The sequence below is a fragment of the Streptomyces erythrochromogenes genome, assembly GCF_036170895.1.
In the GTDB taxonomy this organism is placed as follows: domain Bacteria; phylum Actinomycetota; class Actinomycetes; order Streptomycetales; family Streptomycetaceae; genus Streptomyces; species Streptomyces erythrochromogenes.
Genome location: NZ_CP108036.1, coordinates 7850004 through 7866514 on the forward strand (window position 1 = coordinate 7850004; position 16511 = coordinate 7866514).

A 16511-nucleotide genomic window follows, 5' to 3' on the forward strand; every position below is an offset into this window, starting at 1 on the left:
GGTGGTGGAGGAGTCAGGCGTGTTCCGAGCGCGCCCGGGCGTAGGAGGCGCGGTCCAGTTCGGTGACCTGGACGGAGACATCGCAGGTGGTCTCGCTCATCGTCCGGGCGAAGGCCCGGGTGAGGACGGCGAGCGCGGCTTCGGCGATGGCGGCCCTGGTCTCGGGCGGCTTGCCGGCGAAGGTCCGCACGTCGAGGTTGACGAAGGACTGTTCGCGGCTGCCGTCACCGACGGCGTAGGTGTCCTGGCGGACCGCACGGCTCTTGAAGTCCTGGGGGCGGAAGCCTCCCGCGGTCGTGAGCACGGCGTGGACCTCCGCGAGGACGGTGGCGGGGTCGAAGGAGTCGCGGACGTTGCCCGAGTACTCCAGGACGAGGTGTGGCACGGTGGGCCTTTCGGTTCGGGTTGGGGGAGCCGCAGGTCCGCCGGTGAGGGGCGCGGCCAGCGGTTGCACCGGCCGGGGCCGGCCGCGGCCCACTGGTGCGCCGTTTCCTGCGGTTGCCGCCGCGCTCAGCGGCTCGCTGCGGCCGAGGCGGTCGCGGCGCGGGTGGCGGGAGCGGAGGCCCTGCGGATTCCGGTGGCGCTCAGTAGGGCGGCGACCGCCAGCGCGACGACGGCGGAAAGGAGGGCGGCGCGCAGCCCGGTCAGGAAGTGTCCGGTGGCGGCCTGCCCGACGAGGAGGCCCATGACGGCGACACCGACGAGGCCGCCCAGCTGGCGGGAGGCGTTGAGGACGCCGGAGGCGATGCCCGCGTTGGCCGGGTCGGCCGCGCCGAGCATGGCGTTGGTCATGGCCGGGACCACGAGGCCGATCCCGAATCCCGCGACGAGGAACTGGACGATGACCGCCGGGTACGAGTCGGCTCCGACGGCCGGGACGACGGCCAGGTAGCCGATGGCGGCGAGGAGGTTGCCGGTGAGCAGCACGCTGCGCGCGCCGTACTTCTTGACCAGGGGGCCGCAGGCCAGGTTGGCGGCCATGATGGCGCCGGTCATGGGCAGGAAGGCGAGCCCGGCGGTGATGGGGGAGTACTCCCACACCTGCTGGAAGAAGAGGCTGAAGACGAAGATGAGGCCGTAGAAGGCGAAGTTGAGCAGGACGCCGATGAGCGAGGTGGCGCTGAACGCCCGCCGGCCGAACAGGTGCAGGGGCAGCATCGGGTCGGCGCTGCGGCGTTCGACGGCGAGGAAGCCGATCAGGGCGGCTGCGAAGACGACGATGCAGGTGACGACGAGCGCGTCGCCCCAGCCCCGGGCATTGGCTTCGACGATGGCGGTGGTCAGCGCGCCGAGGCCGGCGATGGCGAGCAACTGGCCGGGCAGGTCGAGCGAACGACGGCGCGAGGGGTCTCGCGGCGGGGCGGCCTGGGCGTAGCGCTGGGTGAGCAGGATGCCGACGGCGGCGATGGGGATGTTGACGTAGAAGATCGAACGCCAGCCGAGGGTGTCGACGAGGAGTCCGCCGACGACCGGGCCGAGGGCCAGTGCGAGGCCGCCCGCGGCCGCCCAGAGGCTGACGGCCCTGGTGCGCTGGGCCGGGTCGGGGAAGTTGGTGTTCACCAGGGAGAGCGAGGACGGCACGATCAGGGCTGCGCCGACGCCTTGCAGGACGCGGGCGGCGATGAGGGTGGCGAGCGTGGGGGCGGCGCCGCAGGCCAGGGAGGTCACGGCGAAGAGGGCGAAGCCGGCGACGAAGATGCGCCGGGGGTCGAAGCGGTCGCCCAGTGCGCCGGCGGTGAGGAGGAAGGCGGCGAAGGTGAGGGTGTAGCCGTTGATCACCCATTCCAGGCCGGCGAGGCTGTCGCCGAACTCGGCGGTGAGTGCCTTGGAGGCGACGTTGACCACGCTGACGTCGAGGATGACGACCACGAAGCCCAGGCAGGCGGCGAAGAGAGTGGGTCCGGGCCGGGCCCCGGGGGCGGGTTCATGGCGAGTCACGTGCTCGTCCTTCCGTGCTGGATGAAGGGGGATTGGGGTGGGAGAGGGGAGGCGGGCCGTCCGTGCGGGGGGACGGGTGCGCGGGACGGGGCCGGACCCCCGTAGAATGTTCGTTACGAGACGAACACTCGGGAGTGTACGCAGATCATCGAACACTCTGCAATCGGTGACCGCTGGTTCCGGTCACCCCGACGGACGGAGAACCGCCATGACGGCAGCGGACACGCCCCCCGGCCCCGGACACCGGCTCCCACCGGTCCACACGGACCCGGCCGAGGTTCCGTTGGAGGCGGCCCTGCTCGCACTCGCCGACCCGGTCAGGCGCACGCTCGTGCGCGAACTGGCCGGGGCCGACGACTGGGAACGCTCCTGCGGGAGCTTCGACGTGCCGGTGACCAAAGCCACCCTGAGCAGGCACTTCGCAGTCCTGCGGGACGCCGGGCTGTTGGAGCAGCGCGATGCCGGCCCCAAGCGGCTCAACCGGCTCCGGCGGCCCGAGTTCGAAGCGCGCTTTCCCGGTCTGCTGGACCTGGCCCTGCGGCAGGACTGACCCGAGGCACCCCGACGGACGACCCGGTGGGCGCCGGGGCCGGCTGCAACAGGCGTGCGCGCAGCTCCCGGGAGACAGCGCGCGCCGTCGCGCGACCGGTGGCCGGGACCCCGTGGGCGAGGGCGAGGGAGAGCGCCCCGGCGAAGGTGGCGGCGTGGAGCACCAGCCCGTAGTTGCCGCCGGTGCGGTTGACGACCGTACGGAACCCGGTGACGCGGGCCGCGTGCGCGCCGAACGCCGTGTCGGCCACACCGACGTTGGTGAGGCAGATCCCGGACGCCTCGGCGGCCCCCGCGGTCCGGGCCACCGCCCGGCGGATCTCGGCGTGCCCGCGCCTCGGCGGCCGCCACCGTGCGTCCGCGGCCCGCAGCGCCGCGCCGTACCTCCGCGCCGTCTCGGTGGTCCCGGCGGCGTGCGGCTCCACGGCGACGCCGGCCACGGAGATGAAGCAGCCGACGTCGGGCAGCGGGCCCGGATACCGGCCCCGCAGGGAGACCGCGGTGAGCAACCGGACGTCCGCGCGACCCGTGACCCGGGTCCAGGATTCGGCGAGCGCCGCCCCCAGGAACTGGTTGACCGACACCCCCGCGGCCCGGCAGCGCGAGCGGAGCCGCCCGGTCTGCTCCGCGGACAGGTCGAGCGCGGTGAAGTCGGCCGTACGATCGGCCCACCGGGCGGTCGCGTCGAACGGTACAGGTGCCGGATCGGCCGCGGGCGGTGCACAGGCACCCGGGGCGGGCACGGCCGGCGGCAGGTACTCCAGCGCGTCCGCGTCGGGCGGCAGCCGGCGCACGTCCTCGAAGGGCCCCGCCCCGGCGGCCTCCGGGGGCGGACCTGCACGACGGCCGGAAGGACCGTACGGCGGCCCCGGCAGGTGATCGAGCAGCGCCCGCAGGACCGCTCCCGTCGAGTGCCCGTCCGAAATGGCGTGGTTGCGGGTGAAGAACAGGTGCGTCTCCCGCGCCTCGCGGACGACGCGCAGCCGCCACAGCGGCCCCCCGGTGGGCAGGACGTCGTTGAGCTCCGCCCGCAGGACGTCGTCAGGGGTCCGCGCACCGGGCGGCGCACCGCGGCGCACCCGCTCCGCCGCCGCACCCGGCGCCTCCCGGAACCACAGACCGTCCGGCCGCTCCTCGATGCGCAGTCGCAGCAGGGGCACGTCCTGTTCCCACCGCGCCACCGCCCGCTCCACGACACCGTCCGGCACGGCCTCCCCCAGCGACAGCCGGGTGGTGACCTGTGTGGTGCCGGCCATCAGGGCGTGGGTGTACGCGAAGGCCGCCTCGATGTCGCTCAGCCGGCGCGGGACGTCCGCCGCGCTCACCGTCCCCACTCCTGTGCGGCCGGCCGTTCGGCGGGCCCGGTCCAGGCCAGCGGGTGTGCGAACCGGACGCCGTGGCTGGTCACGTCGATGGCGACCCGGTCGCCGTCGGCGGTGCGGAAGCCGTCGTGGAAGCTGCTGCGGTCGGCGCCGATGTACACGTAGTGCACGCGCCCCGGCCGGTGGAGGGAGCGGTGGGCGAACAGACGGTCCATCATGGCTGCCACGTCGTAGTGGATGGCGTCCGTGCCGGTGGTGAAGGAGCCCTTCCATGCCGGGGAGCCGCCGCGTTCGATCACGACCTCGCCCGTGGCCGATCGCGGCGGCGGGCCCAGGTGCAGCCACGGGGCGATGCCCGCGTCGCAGAGCTTGGCGTACGAGAGGTGTCCGGCGTGCCGCTTGAAGCGGCCGATGTCGGTGAGGTCGTTGCCGAAGGTGTGGCCCGCGTAACGAGGTACGCCCTGGGCGTCGCCCACGTACACGAGGACGACCTCGGCCTCCTCGCACACGGCCACGGCACCGCCGGGGACGGAGAGGGGTTCCCCCGGCACGCGCAGGATGTCCCCCAGCCCCTTGACGAACCAGTTCGGCTGGTCCTGCGTGCCCGTGTCGATCTTGACGTTGTGGGTCATCATGAAGCCGCTGACGAGCGCGTCGCCGATGTGGGCGGGCAGGAGGGGCGGTCGGGGGCGCACCCGGTGCCGGTCCTGTGCGGCCACCTCGACGAGGGGCCGGTCGGCCAGCAGGGCGGTGACCGCGGCGGTGCGCGCCTCCTCGTCGGGTGCTCCGGCGAGCAGTGCGGCGAGGTCGTCGTCCTCTCGCAAGCGGTGCAGGCGCAGCGGCTCACCGGCGTCGGGGATGCCCAGGCCCACGTGCCGGACCTGGTCGTGGAGGCATTCGAAGAGCACCGTCACGGTGAGAACTCCTTGGGGTGTGGGGTGGGGGGTGGGTGGCGAGGCGGTACGGCGGGTGTGCGGGAGGCGGTGCGGAAGGCCCCCGGGATCGGAACCGGAACCCTGTGGACCCGCAGGTCAGTCCATGAGGATCTCGACCAGCACCGGTGCCCGGTGGTTCTTCAGGTGACGGACCGCTTCGCCCACGGTGGGGGCGACGTCACCGATCTTCTCCACGCGGGGAAGCGCGTGGATCCCGTACGAGCGGGCCATGGTCACGAAGTCGACGGGATTGTCGTAGAAGCTGGTGGCGATGTGCGCGCGGTCGATGTCGCGGTCCCGGTTGCCGGCGATCCGCTGTGCGTGCTGGGTGGAGTTGAGGTAAAGGCGGTTGTTCATGACGACGACGAGCAGCGGCGCCTGCTGCGCGGCCAGGGTCCACAGGGCGCTGGGCGTGTAGAGGAAGTCGCCGTCCGACTGGAGGTCGATGCACAGGGTGTCGTCGTCGCGGTGGGCGAGCGCGGCACCGACGGAGGCGCCCAGCCCGTAGCCGAGGCCACCGCCTCCGTTGAGGCCGAGGTAGCTGCCGGGACGCTCCAGGGGCCACAGCTTCTTGACCCAGCCGTCCACGGTCAGGCTGCCGGTGTTGGTCAGGATCCACTCCTCGTCACGGACCGCCCGGTGGATCTCGTCGACGGCGCCGGCGACGTGGATGTGCTCGCGCTGCTTGGACTCCTCCGCCTGGCGGGCCCATTCGGCCCGGCTGCGGCCGTGTACGTCGGCCAGGGCGGCGGCACGCCGGTCGCGGCGCTCGATGAAGCCGGGAGCGGCGAAGGGGCCCCGGGGATCCTCGGCGACGGCGCGCAGCGCCTCGACCGAGGCCCGGGTGTCCGCGGCGACCGACCGGGTGACGGGCACGAGCTGCTGGTAGTCGGCGGCCCACTTGCTGGTGAGGAGGTCGTTGAAGCCGATGGTGACGATGTCGGCGCCGTTCTCGGGCAGTCCCTGGTCGGTCAGGGAGAGGAAGGAGCCGAGGGCTCCGACGAGGTCCTGCACCTCCAGGGCGATCACGAGGTCGGCACCGGCTATCTCGTCGGTGCCGGTGTGGCTGACGTTCAGGGGGTGGTTGGAGGGGAAGTTGAGGCGGTTGCCCCGGTCGATGACGGCCAGGCCGAGAGCCTCGGCGAGTGCCACGAGCGGAGCCACCGTCTCGGGGTCGCGGCCGGAGAAGTCCACCACCAGGACCGGTGTGCGCGCGGCCAGCAGCCGTCGGGCGAGGTCGTCGACCGTCTCCCGGTCGAGCGGGGGCAGCAGGGTCGGCTCGGTCGCGGTCGCGGGGTAGAGGCGTACGCCCTCCTCCAGCTGCTGCTCCTGCGTGTCGAAGTCCAGGGCGACGAACACCGGTGCGTGCATGGGGGTGTTCATCAGCTTGAAGGCGCGGGTCAGGGACTCGACCGTGGCGCGCTGGCCGATGGGCTGGTCGCACCACTTCACGTAGTCCTTGACGACGGACTCGATGTTCTGCGAGGTGTGGATCCAGTCGATCCACGGCCGGCGCTTGCCCGCGTCCACGGGGCCGTTGCCGCCCAGGACGAACAGCGGGACCCGGTCGCACCAGGCGTTGAAGACGGCCATCGAGGCGTGCAGCAGGCCGACGTTGGCGTGGACGAAGACGCCCATGTGGCGACCGCTGGCCTTGTGGTAGCCGTGCGCGATGGCCACGGCGATCTCCTCGTGGCAGGCCATCACGATCTCCGGGGCGATGGCCGCGTTGTCGGCGTGGACCAGCGAGTCGTGCACCCCGCGGAAGGAGGCGCCGGGGTTGAAGACGACCGTGTCGATGTCCTGCTGGTGCAGGAACTCCACGACCAGGTCGGAGAAGTAGGTGGGAGCCGGCGTCGTCATGCGTGGTCCTCGCTGCGTGCGGTGTGGGTGGTGGCGGGAGCCGTCACCTGCCAGAGCGGGTCGCCCTCGGTGCGGCGGGCCCGGGCCCAGCGGGTGGCGTGGTGGTTCAGTTCGAGCCCGAAGCCGGTGCCGGGGACGCCCCGGACGGTGTTGCCGATCCGGTCCACGACCGGCCGCGGGGAGACGACCATGTCGGGGAAGAAGCGGTCCGACTGGCCGCCCTCGACGGTCAGCGCGTCGGCGTTGCGCAGGGCGAGGGCACGGCCCGCGGCGATGAGCGGGCCCACTTCGGCGACCTGTACGCCGATCTGGAAGGCGAGGCCGTGCTCGCGGGCGAACGCGGCGAGGCCGGCCGCGGCGACCGGACCGCCGTTCTTGGCGATGCGGATGTTGAAGGCGTCGCACGCGCCGTGGGCCACGGCCGCCCGGGCGTCCGCCGCGGTACGGACGGACTCGTCCAGCATGACCGGCAGTGCTCCCTCCTTCCGGAGGCGGGCCAGTTGCCGCCACGCCCCCTTGGCCAGTGGTTCCTCGACGAACGTGGCTCCGGCTTCGTGCAGGGACCGGGTGTGGCCGACGGCCGCGTCGGGGGCCCAGCTCATATTGGCGTCCACCATGATCGGGACCCGGTCACCCAGGCGGTCCCTGATCGCCGCGACCGTGCGGACGTCCCGGGAGATGGCGGACGAAGCCTTGGTCTTCACGAAGTGGAACGGGCCGCGGGTGTCGAGGAACTCCTCCACGTCGAGACTGAGGTCGAGCACCTGGGAGACCGGGAGCGACGCGGTGGCCGCGCCGTTCACCGCGCCGGGCCCGGGAACCAGCTCCGTGCCCGGCAGGCCCAGGCGCTTGCCGATCAGGTCGAGCAGCGCGGTCTCCACCAGGCAGTGCAGGTTGTTGCCGCCCGGCAGCGCGTAGTGTGCGGCCGCGCCCTCGTTCAGCAGCAGAGCCAGGAGGGCGGCCGGGCCGGTGTCGCGCAGGCTCGCGGCGATGGCTTCCAGGGGCAGCGCGCGCAGGGCGTCGGCGACGAGGTCGGACGTTTCCCCCGTGACGTACCGCCGGGGGGCGCACTCCCCGATGCCGGACCAGCCGTCGACCGTCAGCCGCAGGACGAGGCTGTCGGAGGTGGTGCGCCTGTGGGCCGGGTGGTCGAAGCCGACCGCCATGGGCAGCTCGACCCGGTACAGCTCGGCTGTGGCAGGCTCAGACATTGCGGTCCAGCCCCTGCAGCAGGGTGAAGGCGGAGGCCCAGTCGACCAGGCGGGCCCGCACGTCGGTGTAGAAGAGGTAGTGCTTGTCGGTGGCGAACCGGATGAGGGCACCGTCGCTCGCGGTCATCCGCAGGAAGGTGCGCTGCGCGTCGTCCAGGTCGACGATCGGGTCGGTGATCCCCGAGACGAAGGCCGCCGGCACCGAGGGCGGAGTGTGCGCCGGCTCCATGTACATGCGCTCGAGCTCCAGCAGGACCGCACGCGAACGCCGGGTCAACCGGCGCACGGCCAGGTCGTCGTTGTCGATGAAGTGCTGGTGGCGCGGTTCGTCGGTGAAGTCCCGGGCGAGCAGACCGGCGTCCCACGGCTCTTCCGCGGTGTCGGCCGCGAGTTCGCGGCGCTGCTCCTCGTCCAGGGTGGCGTGCAGTTTGCCGAGCCAGGCCGAGCAGAAGACGGCCGCGTCGTAGCGCGTGGTGAAGGCCGGGTCGTGGAGCAGCGCGGCCAGGAAGGAGCCGCCCAGGCAGTGGCCGAACAGCGACAGGGGCGCCTCGTCCCCGATCACGGCCCGGACGTGTGCGACGGCCGCGGCGTAGTCGTCGAGGACGGTACGGGCGGAGGGCAGTTCGTGGCGGGCGCCGCCGCTGATGCCGCTGCCGCGCCGGTCCAGGACGAAGAAGGCGACGTCGTTGTCCGCGAACTGCGGCCCGACCTCCCAGAGCCAGCCGGCGTGCGACTGCAGGCCGTGGAAGTAGAAGACGGCACCCTTCACCTCGCCTCTGGGGCGCCACAGGTGGAGGGCGAGTTCGGCGCCCTCGACCGGCAGGCCGATGATTTCCCGGCGGATGTTCTGCGGGGGCCTCTTGGTCTCGATCATCTCGGTACGTTCCCTTCAGCGGCCGTTGACGACATCGACGAAGTCGGTGTCGCGCTGGAACGGCTTGTACTTGTACTGGGTGGCGTTGCCCGTCTGCCGGCGGCTCTCGACGTACGCGGCGATGGCGTCGGGCGGAACAGGGTGGACCTCGATCGGGCCGAGACGGCCGCTGTCGCGCTTGGACGCGTACTCGATGTTGATCTCGTGCAGGGCGTCGTCCACGGCGGTCGAGAGCGCGCGGCCCAGCTCGGGGGAGGGCTCGGGCACCTCGGCCACGACCACGTAGCCGGGCAGCTCTCCCCAGCGGGGACCGCACATGTACAGCCCGGTGCGCAGCCCGGAGGCGGCGAGTCCGCGGGTGATGGCCTCGGTGACCTGGGCCTCGGTGATCTTCTCGCCCGTGAAGGAGTGGAAGACGCCGTCCCGGTGGACGAAGTGGACCCAGGGAGTGCCGTCGGCGATCCGGTCCACGTGGTAGACGTCCCCGGTCCACAGCCGGTACAGGCCGTTGCCCTGCGTCATGATGAGGTGGTAGTCGCGGCCCTGCTCGACCTCGTGGACCAGCAGGGTGTCGATCGGCCCGCCGACCTTCACGAGTTCGCCGAGCGGTACCTCGGCGGGGACGAACTCGAAGAACGCCTGGCCCACGGCGAGCGGCTGGCTGTGCAGGGAGTCGTCGACCGGGATGGTGGTGACGCCCTCGGTGCCGCAGCTCATGAAGGGCAGCTTGGCCACGCCCGGGAACACGGCGTCGAGCTTGGCCGCGTACAGTCCTGCCGAGGCCGAGAGCCAGCAGGTGTAGAGGGTGAGCGAGGGCCACAGGTCCTTGAAGGTGAAGTCCGGGGTGCGCAGCACCTGTTCGAGGTGGGCTGCGGCCCGCTCGTCCGGTTCGCCGTACGGCCGCCCTTCCAGCGTGCCCTCGCGCAGGTCGCGCACCAGGGCGGGGCCGTGAACCTCCACGAGGTCGCGCAGGGAGATCAGGGTGCTGGGGTTGATGGCCGAGATGTAGTGCAGGTCTTTCCCGACCAGGTGGCGGAGCCGGTGGTACATGCGGCCCTCGTGCCCGGTGGGCACGTCCGGGCCGAACCAGGGGGACTCGAACCACGGCGGGTTCCAGTCGCGGCTGTTGATCTGCGGGTGCCGGTTGCTGACTGCCTGGTGCTCGATGCCGTGGACGAAGTCGAGGACGTCCTCGCGGACCGTCTGCGTGTCGAGGGTGGCGTAGGGGTGGTCGAGGAGCTCGGGGTGGTGCTCCAGGTACGTCCCCCACATCGCCTTCATGGCCGGGATGCGGTAGGTGAGCAGCCAGTGCAGGGTGTAGGGGACCCGTTTCGGGGTCCCGGTCGTGCCGCTCGTCTTGAGCCAGCGCATCACGGGGCTGCAGGTCAGGATGCCGCCCTTGGTGCGGGTCTCGCGCTCGATCTCGGGCACGAAGTCCTCGTAGCGCATGACCGGCAGGACCGAGCGGAACCGGTCGTGGTCCGATGCCACCACGTCGTAGCCGCGTTCGCGCCAGTGCACGGATCCCGCGCTCATGTCGATGACATCGGCGAGCACGCGGCGCTGGGCGGTGCCCGGGTCCTTCAGGTCGGCCAGCAGGTCCTGACGGGCCTGCCTGCACTCCTCGGCGAAGGGCTCGCGCCGTTCGTGCCAGTGTTCCTGCCAATACGGTATGTCCACAACTGCTCCCGAAAAGGTCTGGGATCCGGGCGGGACGGCCCGGAGGGGTTTCGAACGCCGGTGTGAGGGAAGCGGGGAGAGAGCGGCCGCGGGTGGTCAGCGGTCGATGTAGGCCATCATCCGCTCGTTGTAGCGGGGTCCGGCGACCTGGTCGGGGCGGACCGCCGCGTCGATGGCGGCGAGCGTCCCGGCGTCGAGGCGGACGGCGGCCGCAGCGGTGTTCTCCTCCAGGTACGTGCGCCGCTTGGTCCCGGGGATCGGCACGATGTCCGGGCCCTGGTGCAGCGCCCAGGCGATGGCCAGCTGCGCGGGGGTGAGTCCCCTGGCCTCGGCCAGCTCGCGCACGGTGGCGGCGACGGCGGTGTTCTGGTCGTAGTTGGCGCCCTGCAGGCGCGGGTCGTGGTGGCGGAAGTCGTCCTCGGGGTAGTCCTCGGCCCGGAGCACTCCGCCGGTGAGGAAGCCGCGGCCCAGCGGGCAGAAACCGACCAGCCCGATGCCGAGTTCGCGCAGCACGGGAAGGACGTCGGCCTCCAGGTTGCGCTCCCAGACGGAGAACTCGCTCTGGACCACGGACAGTGGGTGCACGGCGTGGGCGCGGCGGATGGTCGCGGCACCGGCCTCGCACAGACCGAGGTAGCGCACCTTGCCCTGTTCCACCAGGCCGGCCATGGCCCCGACGGTCTCCTCGATGGGGACGCGGGGGTCGACGCGGTGCTGGTAGAGCACGTCGACGTGGTCCGTGCCCAGTCGCCGCAGCGAGGCCTCGACGGCCTCGACGACGTGCTCGGGCCGGCTGTCGGCCTCGGCGGTGGTGCCGTCCTTGAGCTTCATGGGGAAGCCGAACTTGGTCGCGATGACCGCCTGTTCGCGTCGCCCCTTGAGCGCCTTGCCGAGCAGCACCTCGTTGTCGTACGGGCCGTACGCCTCGGCCGTGTCGAAGAGCGTGTAGCCGAGCTCCAGGGCGCGGTGGATCGTGGCGGACGACTCCTGGTCGTCGGTGGCGCCGTACCACTGGCTCATTCCCATGCAGCCGAGGCCGAGTTCGGAGACCTCGAGGCCTTGGGTTCCCAGCTGCCTGATTCCAAGCATGCGTCACTCCTGTTGCGGGGTTTCGGGGTTGGGAGAAGGGGCCGGTCCGGGCGGGGGAAGCCGGACCGGCCACTCACGAGCAGGACTCAAACACAAACATGTACTGCGATTCAACTCTTTACCGAAGGCTAGTTTCGATCTTGACCATGTCCTGACGAAGACAGGGGTGTCGGCTGCGACCGTGCTGAACTGTGCCTTCGCCCCTGCGGCATGGGGCGTGGCGCGCCTGGTTGCACAGGCTTAACGCGCTCTTCATGTGGGATCTGAGGGCAACTTTGACCTGGCGTGTACTTTTGGACTGCACCTAGATCAGAAAGGCCCGCAGTGGACACAGTTGGCGCGATGGCGATCGTCGGAACCGGATGCCGGTTCCCTGGGGCAGCGGACACCGCCGCCTTCTGGCACCTGCTCTCGACGGGCGGCGAAGCGGTCACCGCCGTACCTCGGGACAGGTTCGACGCAGAATCCCTCTACTCCGGGCCCGCTCCCGCGCCGGGCAGGCTCAGGTCCCTGCGGGGCGGTTTCCTGGACGACGTCCACGGCTTCGACGCCGGCTTCTTCGGGATATCGCCCCGTGAGGCCCGCACCATGGACCCGCAGCAGCGGCTGCTCCTCCAGGTCGTTTGGGAGGCGCTGGAGGACGCGCACATCCCGCCGTCCTCCCTGGCCGGCAGCAGGGCCGGCGTCTTCGTCGGCCAGGCCACCGCAGAGTACGGCGAGGTGCTCGGCGCGGTCGGCTCCGGCGACGTGCGGGCCCTGGCCGGCAGCGGCCTGCGAGCCGTCACGTCGGGCCGGGTCAGCCACGCCCTCGACCTGCGCGGGCCGAGCATCACCCTGGACACGGCCTGCTCCTCCTCGCTCGTCGCGGTGCACGCCGCCCGGCAGAGCCTGCTGACCGGTGAGTGCGACCTCGCGGTGGCCGCAGGAGTCAACGTCATCCTCTCCCCGCGCGACGCCATCGCCTACTCCCAGGGCGAGATGCTCTCGCCCGACGGCCGCTGCAAGTTCGCCGATGCCGCCGCGGACGGCTTCGTACGCAGCGAGGGAGTCGGCGTGGTCGTGCTCAAGCGGCTGTCCGACGCGCTCGCCGCAGGCGATCCCGTCCACTCGCTGCTGCTGGGCAGCGCCGTCACCAGCGACGGCCGCGGCAGTGGCCTGCTCTTGCAGCCTGCCGTCTCGGGACAGGTGGAGATGCTCGCCGCGGCCTGGCGCAGCGCGGGTGTCCTGCCCGAACAACTGGACTACGTCGAGGCGCACGGCACCGGCACCACCGTCGGCGACTCGGTCGAACTCCGCGCCCTCGCACAGGCACTGACGGGCAGGGACACCGCCCGCCCGCTGCTGACGGGCTCGGTGAAGAGCAACATCGGACACGCCGAGGCGGCGGCCGGCATCGCCGGACTGATCAAAGCCGTCCTGATGGTCCGCCACCGCACGGTGCCCGCCTCACTGCACGTGACGAATCCCCATCCGCTCATCTCCGATGCCGGGTTCCCGGTGGACGTGGTCCGGGAAAGCAGGCCGCTGGAGCCCTTCGGCGAACGCGCCGTCCTGGGCGTCAGCTCCTTCGGGATCTCGGGCACCAACGCGCACGTCGTGGTCGGTGAGTACGCGGGCACGGACGCGGCCGGGCGGACGCCCGGGACGCGGCCCGGCGCGGCACCGAATCCCACCGGGGCCGTCGTGGCCGCGCCGCCGCACCCGGCGGCGGGACCGCCCGCCGCTACGCCCGAGCTGCTGGTCCTCGGCGCGCGCTCGTCCGCGTCCCTGCGCGCGCTCGCCCTGCGCTACGCGGCGCACCTGGAGCCGGGCGGGGCGGGGCGCTCCCACCCCCTGCGCGAACTGTGCCGGTCGGCGGCCACCGGCCGCGACGCCCATCCGTTCCGTCTCTGGGCGGTCGGCAGCAGCCACGACGACGTGGCCCGCACCCTGCGCGAACTGGCGGCCGACGAGCCCTCCGCCCACGGAGGTGTCCACGAGGCCGGGTTCGGCGCACCGCGGCGGGTCGCCTTCGTCTTCCCCGGGCAGGGGTCGCAGTGGCGCGGCATGGGCACAGGACTGATGATCTCCTCCGCCGCCTTCCGCACGGCGCTCGAGGAGTGCGACGAGGCCGTGCAGGAGGAGCTGGGCTGGTCCGTCGCGGACCTGTTGCGCGGAGGCGAGGAGATACCCGACGCGGTCGAGGTGGTGCAGCCCGCGCTGTGGGCCGTGGAAGTGGCGCTGGCCGCGCACTGGCGGGCGATGGGTGTGGAACCGGACATCTGCCTGGGCCACAGCATGGGCGAGGCGGCCGCGGCCTGTGTCAGCGGGGCGCTGTCCGTACGGGACGCGGCCCGGGTCATCTGCCGGCGCAGCACGCTGATGCGGCGGCTGGCCGGGCGGGGCGCCATGCTCGCCACCGAACTCGCGCCCGCAGCCGCCCGTGAGCTGGTCGCGCACCACGAGGGGGACGGCGTGTGCGTCGCCGTGGAGAACTCCCCGCGCGCCACGGTCCTGGCCGGTGACGCCGCCGCGCTCGCCGAGATAGCGGCCGAGCTGGACCGGTCCGGCGTCTTCAACCGCCCGGTCAAGGTGAACGTGGCCTCCCACTCCCCTGTGATGGACGAACTGCGCGAGGAGCTCCCGGCCCGGCTCCGGGAGCTGCGGCCCAGGGAACCGCGCATCGAGCTGTTCTCGACGGTGCGGTGCGAGGCCGTGCGCGGCGCGACGCTGGACGGCGCCTACTGGAGGGACAACCTCCGCGAGCCGGTGCGGTTCGCCGAGTCCGTCGACCACGTCGTCAAGGACGGCGAAACGGTGTTCGTCGAGATCGCCCCGCACCCGCTGCTGGCGCAGGCCCTGACGGACTGCCAGGAGAAGGCGGGCGTACCGGTGGCCGTCGTGAGCACGCTCGTCCGGCAGCAGGACGAGGCCCTGTCCGCCCTGTGCGCCCTCGGCCGGGCCCACGCCCTGGGCGCCTCGGTCGACTGGCAGCGCGTGTACGGGGACCGGGCGGCGGGCGGCGGGAACTGGGCGCCACTGCCGGCGTACGCGTGGCACACGGAGGACTTCCGCGTGCCGACCGTGCCGGCCGTACCGACCCCGGCACCCTCCGTCGTCCCGGGAGGGTACGAACGGAGGGTGCGGCTGTCCCGGCTCGGCACGGCCGCGTTCGGCCGGGGTGTCGAGGTGGCGGGGGAAGCCCTGGTGCCTCCGGTGTTGTACCTGGGACTGATCGCGGAGGCCGTCCGCGACCTCACGGGCGACGACGGTCCGGTGACACTGGAAGGCGTACGGCTGGAGGGCGCCCTGCCGCTGCCCGCGCCCGGCTCCCCGCAGGAGCGGCGGACCGCGCTGCGCGTGGCGCTGGAGCCGGTGGGCGCGGAGGACGCGTACCGGTTCACGGTGGACGCGGTCGTGGACACCGCCGGTACGGACGTGCGCTGCGTCTCGGGCACCGCGCGGTCCGGCGGCCGCCGGGACCCGGTGGACCTGGACGGCGCCCTGACGCGGTGCGGGGAGTACGTGCCAGCGCCCGAGTTCTACCGGCGGGGCGAAGGCCACGGGTACACCGTGGCACCGGAGCTGCGCGCCGTGCGGCAGCTGTGGCGGCGCGAGGGCGAGGCCGTGGCGCGCCTGCACACCGATGGGGGCGGCGCCGTCGCGGCGGAGGCGGGACTCCTGGCCATGTTGGCGTCGTGGCCCCGGTACGGCGCGGGGCGGGTGGGGGGCCCGTCCTTCCTGCCCGTCTCCTTCGACCGGGTGCTCCTCGGACAGGACCCGGACGGGGAGTTCTGGAGCACCGCGCGCTTCCTGAGGCCTGCGGACCCCGGGCGGGGCGAGGAGCCCGCCCGCTGCGACGTGGTGCTGAGCAGCGGTGACGGACACGTGATCGCGGCGTTCGAGGGAATCGCCCTGGAGCCGCGCGAGGACGCCCCGACCGCGCCGCGAACCGCCGCAGCGCCGCCGTCCGTCCGTACGATGGCTTCGCCCGCCGGCGCGGGTGTGCGCGCCCGGGTCGCCGCCGTGCTGGGCACCGGCGCCGAACGTCTCGACGAGCGGCGGCCACTGACCGACCTCGGCCTGGACTCGCTCATGGCGATGCAACTGCGCCGCATCCTGATGACGGAGTTCGGGGGTGACTTCACACTGGGTCGGCTGCTCGGCGGGGAAACCGTGGCGGGAATCGAATCCGCCCTCGCCGCACACGTTGAACTCTGATGCATCAATGAACTATGGTTCACCTATGGGTGAGTGTGGCGTGCAGCCCACGCGTCCGGGGGCTCGCCACCCGTCAACGGGAATCATGTGACGAGCCCTTCAGGGACGCAGGAGGAGACACCCTATGACCGTCGAGCACACCCGCGACGTGCCACCGGTCGGCAGGCGCGAACGCAGCAGGCGGCGCATGCACGACAACCTCTACACCGCCGCGGTGGAACTGTTCGCCGAGCAGGGGTACGACGGCACCACGATCGACCACATCACCGAACGGGCCGATGTGGCCCGGGGGACCTTCTTCAACCACTTCCAGAAGAAGGAAGACCTGGTCACCACGTGGGCCGAGCACCGGCGCAGGAACCTCGAGGGCGCGATGGAGAAGGCCCTGGCGCTGGAGGACGACGTCACGGTGCAGCTGGAACGGTGCATGTCCACGCTCGCCGACTTCAACGAGGCGGAACAGGACCTGACCAGGGTGATGCTCACCGCGTGGGTCAAGTCGGGTCAGCCGCTGCTGGAGGAGCCGCACTACGCCGGGTCGGTGTTCACCCAGGTGATTGCGGCCGGGCAGTCCCGCGGGGAGGTGGCCGCCGACGTCGACCCGCTGCTCGCCGGCAACCTCCTCCGCGACGCCTACCTGGGCCTCCTCTACCGCTGGACCCAGGACACGGAGTCCAGGGCCCCGCTCCACGTCGAGCTGCGCGCCCTGCTGAGGATCGCGCTCACGGGCATCCTGTCCTACGCCCAACGCGGCTGGACGCCCCGGAACGCGGCCTGACCCGCGCCTGCCGACCGCACGAGGACCGCTGCCGCTCCGGCCCCCGGAGCAGCAGCGCTCCACGTAAACCAC

Annotated in this window: 12 protein-coding genes; 3 read left to right on the forward strand and 9 right to left on the reverse strand. The window is 72.3% G+C overall.

Annotated elements, in window-relative coordinates; all coding sequences use genetic code 11:
* Window positions 1-13: 13 nt before the first annotated feature.
* Both OHA91_RS36065 and OHA91_RS36070 read right to left on the reverse strand, forming a co-directional pair.
* Window positions 14-385 carry a 5-carboxymethyl-2-hydroxymuconate Delta-isomerase gene (locus tag OHA91_RS36065; RefSeq protein WP_031147949.1) on the reverse strand — a complete coding sequence of 124 codons (372 nt, stop codon included), beginning with the start codon at window positions 383-385 and terminating at the stop codon, window positions 14-16.
* Window positions 386-510: 125 nt separating this feature from the next.
* Complete coding sequence (locus OHA91_RS36070; RefSeq protein ID WP_266505142.1) at window positions 511-1938, reverse strand: MFS transporter; 1428 nt, start codon at window positions 1936-1938, stop codon at window positions 511-513.
* 208 nt (window positions 1939-2146) lie between these two features.
* Here OHA91_RS36070 and OHA91_RS36075 point away from each other — a divergent pair, with 208 nt between their 5' ends.
* Window positions 2147-2488: an ArsR/SmtB family transcription factor gene (locus OHA91_RS36075; protein ID WP_078959159.1), complete on the forward strand. Its 342-nt coding sequence runs from the start codon at window positions 2147-2149 to the stop codon at window positions 2486-2488.
* Here OHA91_RS36075 and OHA91_RS36080 read toward each other — a convergent pair.
* From OHA91_RS36080 to OHA91_RS36110, 7 genes are all read right to left on the reverse strand, one after another.
* Window positions 2415-3812: a phthiocerol/phthiodiolone dimycocerosyl transferase family protein gene (locus OHA91_RS36080; RefSeq protein WP_266505137.1), complete on the reverse strand. Its 1398-nt coding sequence runs from the start codon at window positions 3810-3812 to the stop codon at window positions 2415-2417. The genes OHA91_RS36075 and OHA91_RS36080 overlap by 74 nt on opposite strands.
* Complete coding sequence (locus tag OHA91_RS36085; protein WP_328740777.1) at window positions 3809-4723, reverse strand: FAH family protein; 915 nt, start codon at window positions 4721-4723, stop codon at window positions 3809-3811. Before OHA91_RS36085 ends, OHA91_RS36080 begins: the two co-directional genes overlap by 4 nt.
* 117 nt (window positions 4724-4840) lie before the next feature.
* Window positions 4841-6607 carry a thiamine pyrophosphate-binding protein gene (locus OHA91_RS36090; RefSeq protein WP_266505131.1) on the reverse strand — a complete coding sequence of 589 codons (1767 nt, stop codon included), beginning with the start codon at window positions 6605-6607 and terminating at the stop codon, window positions 4841-4843.
* A complete protein-coding gene (locus OHA91_RS36095; protein ID WP_266505128.1) occupies window positions 6604-7818 on the reverse strand; it encodes an enolase C-terminal domain-like protein in 1215 nt (404 codons plus the stop codon). Before OHA91_RS36095 ends, OHA91_RS36090 begins: the two co-directional genes overlap by 4 nt.
* A complete protein-coding gene (locus tag OHA91_RS36100; protein WP_266505125.1) occupies window positions 7811-8692 on the reverse strand; it encodes an alpha/beta fold hydrolase in 882 nt (293 codons plus the stop codon). Before OHA91_RS36100 ends, OHA91_RS36095 begins: the two co-directional genes overlap by 8 nt.
* Window positions 8693-8707: 15 nt before the next feature.
* Complete coding sequence (locus OHA91_RS36105; protein ID WP_266505123.1) at window positions 8708-10372, reverse strand: GH3 family domain-containing protein; 1665 nt, start codon at window positions 10370-10372, stop codon at window positions 8708-8710.
* 96 nt (window positions 10373-10468) lie between these two features.
* Window positions 10469-11461, reverse strand: a complete 993-nt coding sequence (locus tag OHA91_RS36110; RefSeq protein ID WP_031147966.1) for an aldo/keto reductase — start codon at window positions 11459-11461, stop codon at window positions 10469-10471.
* Between the two features lie 342 nt (window positions 11462-11803).
* Between OHA91_RS36110 and OHA91_RS36115 the strand changes: the two genes are divergently transcribed.
* A complete protein-coding gene (locus tag OHA91_RS36115) occupies window positions 11804-15661 on the forward strand; it encodes a type I polyketide synthase (protein ID WP_328740780.1) in 3858 nt (1285 codons plus the stop codon).
* Between the two features lie 124 nt (window positions 15662-15785).
* A complete protein-coding gene (locus OHA91_RS36120) occupies window positions 15786-16439 on the forward strand; it encodes a TetR/AcrR family transcriptional regulator (RefSeq protein WP_266505118.1) in 654 nt (217 codons plus the stop codon).
* Window positions 16440-16511 lie beyond the last annotated feature (72 nt).

Coding starts and splice junctions, on each gene's coding strand:
- OHA91_RS36090 (WP_266505131.1), bottom strand. CDS start 6,607: ATGACGACGCCGGCTCCCACCTACTTCTCCGACCTGGTCGTGGAGTTC.
- OHA91_RS36115 (WP_328740780.1), top strand. CDS start 11,804: ATGGCGATCGTCGGAACCGGATGCCGGTTCCCTGGGGCAGCGGACACC.
- OHA91_RS36095 (WP_266505128.1), bottom strand. CDS start 7,818: ATGTCTGAGCCTGCCACAGCCGAGCTGTACCGGGTCGAGCTGCCCATG.
- OHA91_RS36100 (WP_266505125.1), bottom strand. CDS start 8,692: ATGATCGAGACCAAGAGGCCCCCGCAGAACATCCGCCGGGAAATCATC.
- OHA91_RS36120 (WP_266505118.1), top strand. CDS start 15,786: ATGACCGTCGAGCACACCCGCGACGTGCCACCGGTCGGCAGGCGCGAA.
- OHA91_RS36110 (WP_031147966.1), bottom strand. CDS start 11,461: ATGCTTGGAATCAGGCAGCTGGGAACCCAAGGCCTCGAGGTCTCCGAA.
- OHA91_RS36075 (WP_078959159.1), top strand. CDS start 2,147: ATGACGGCAGCGGACACGCCCCCCGGCCCCGGACACCGGCTCCCACCG.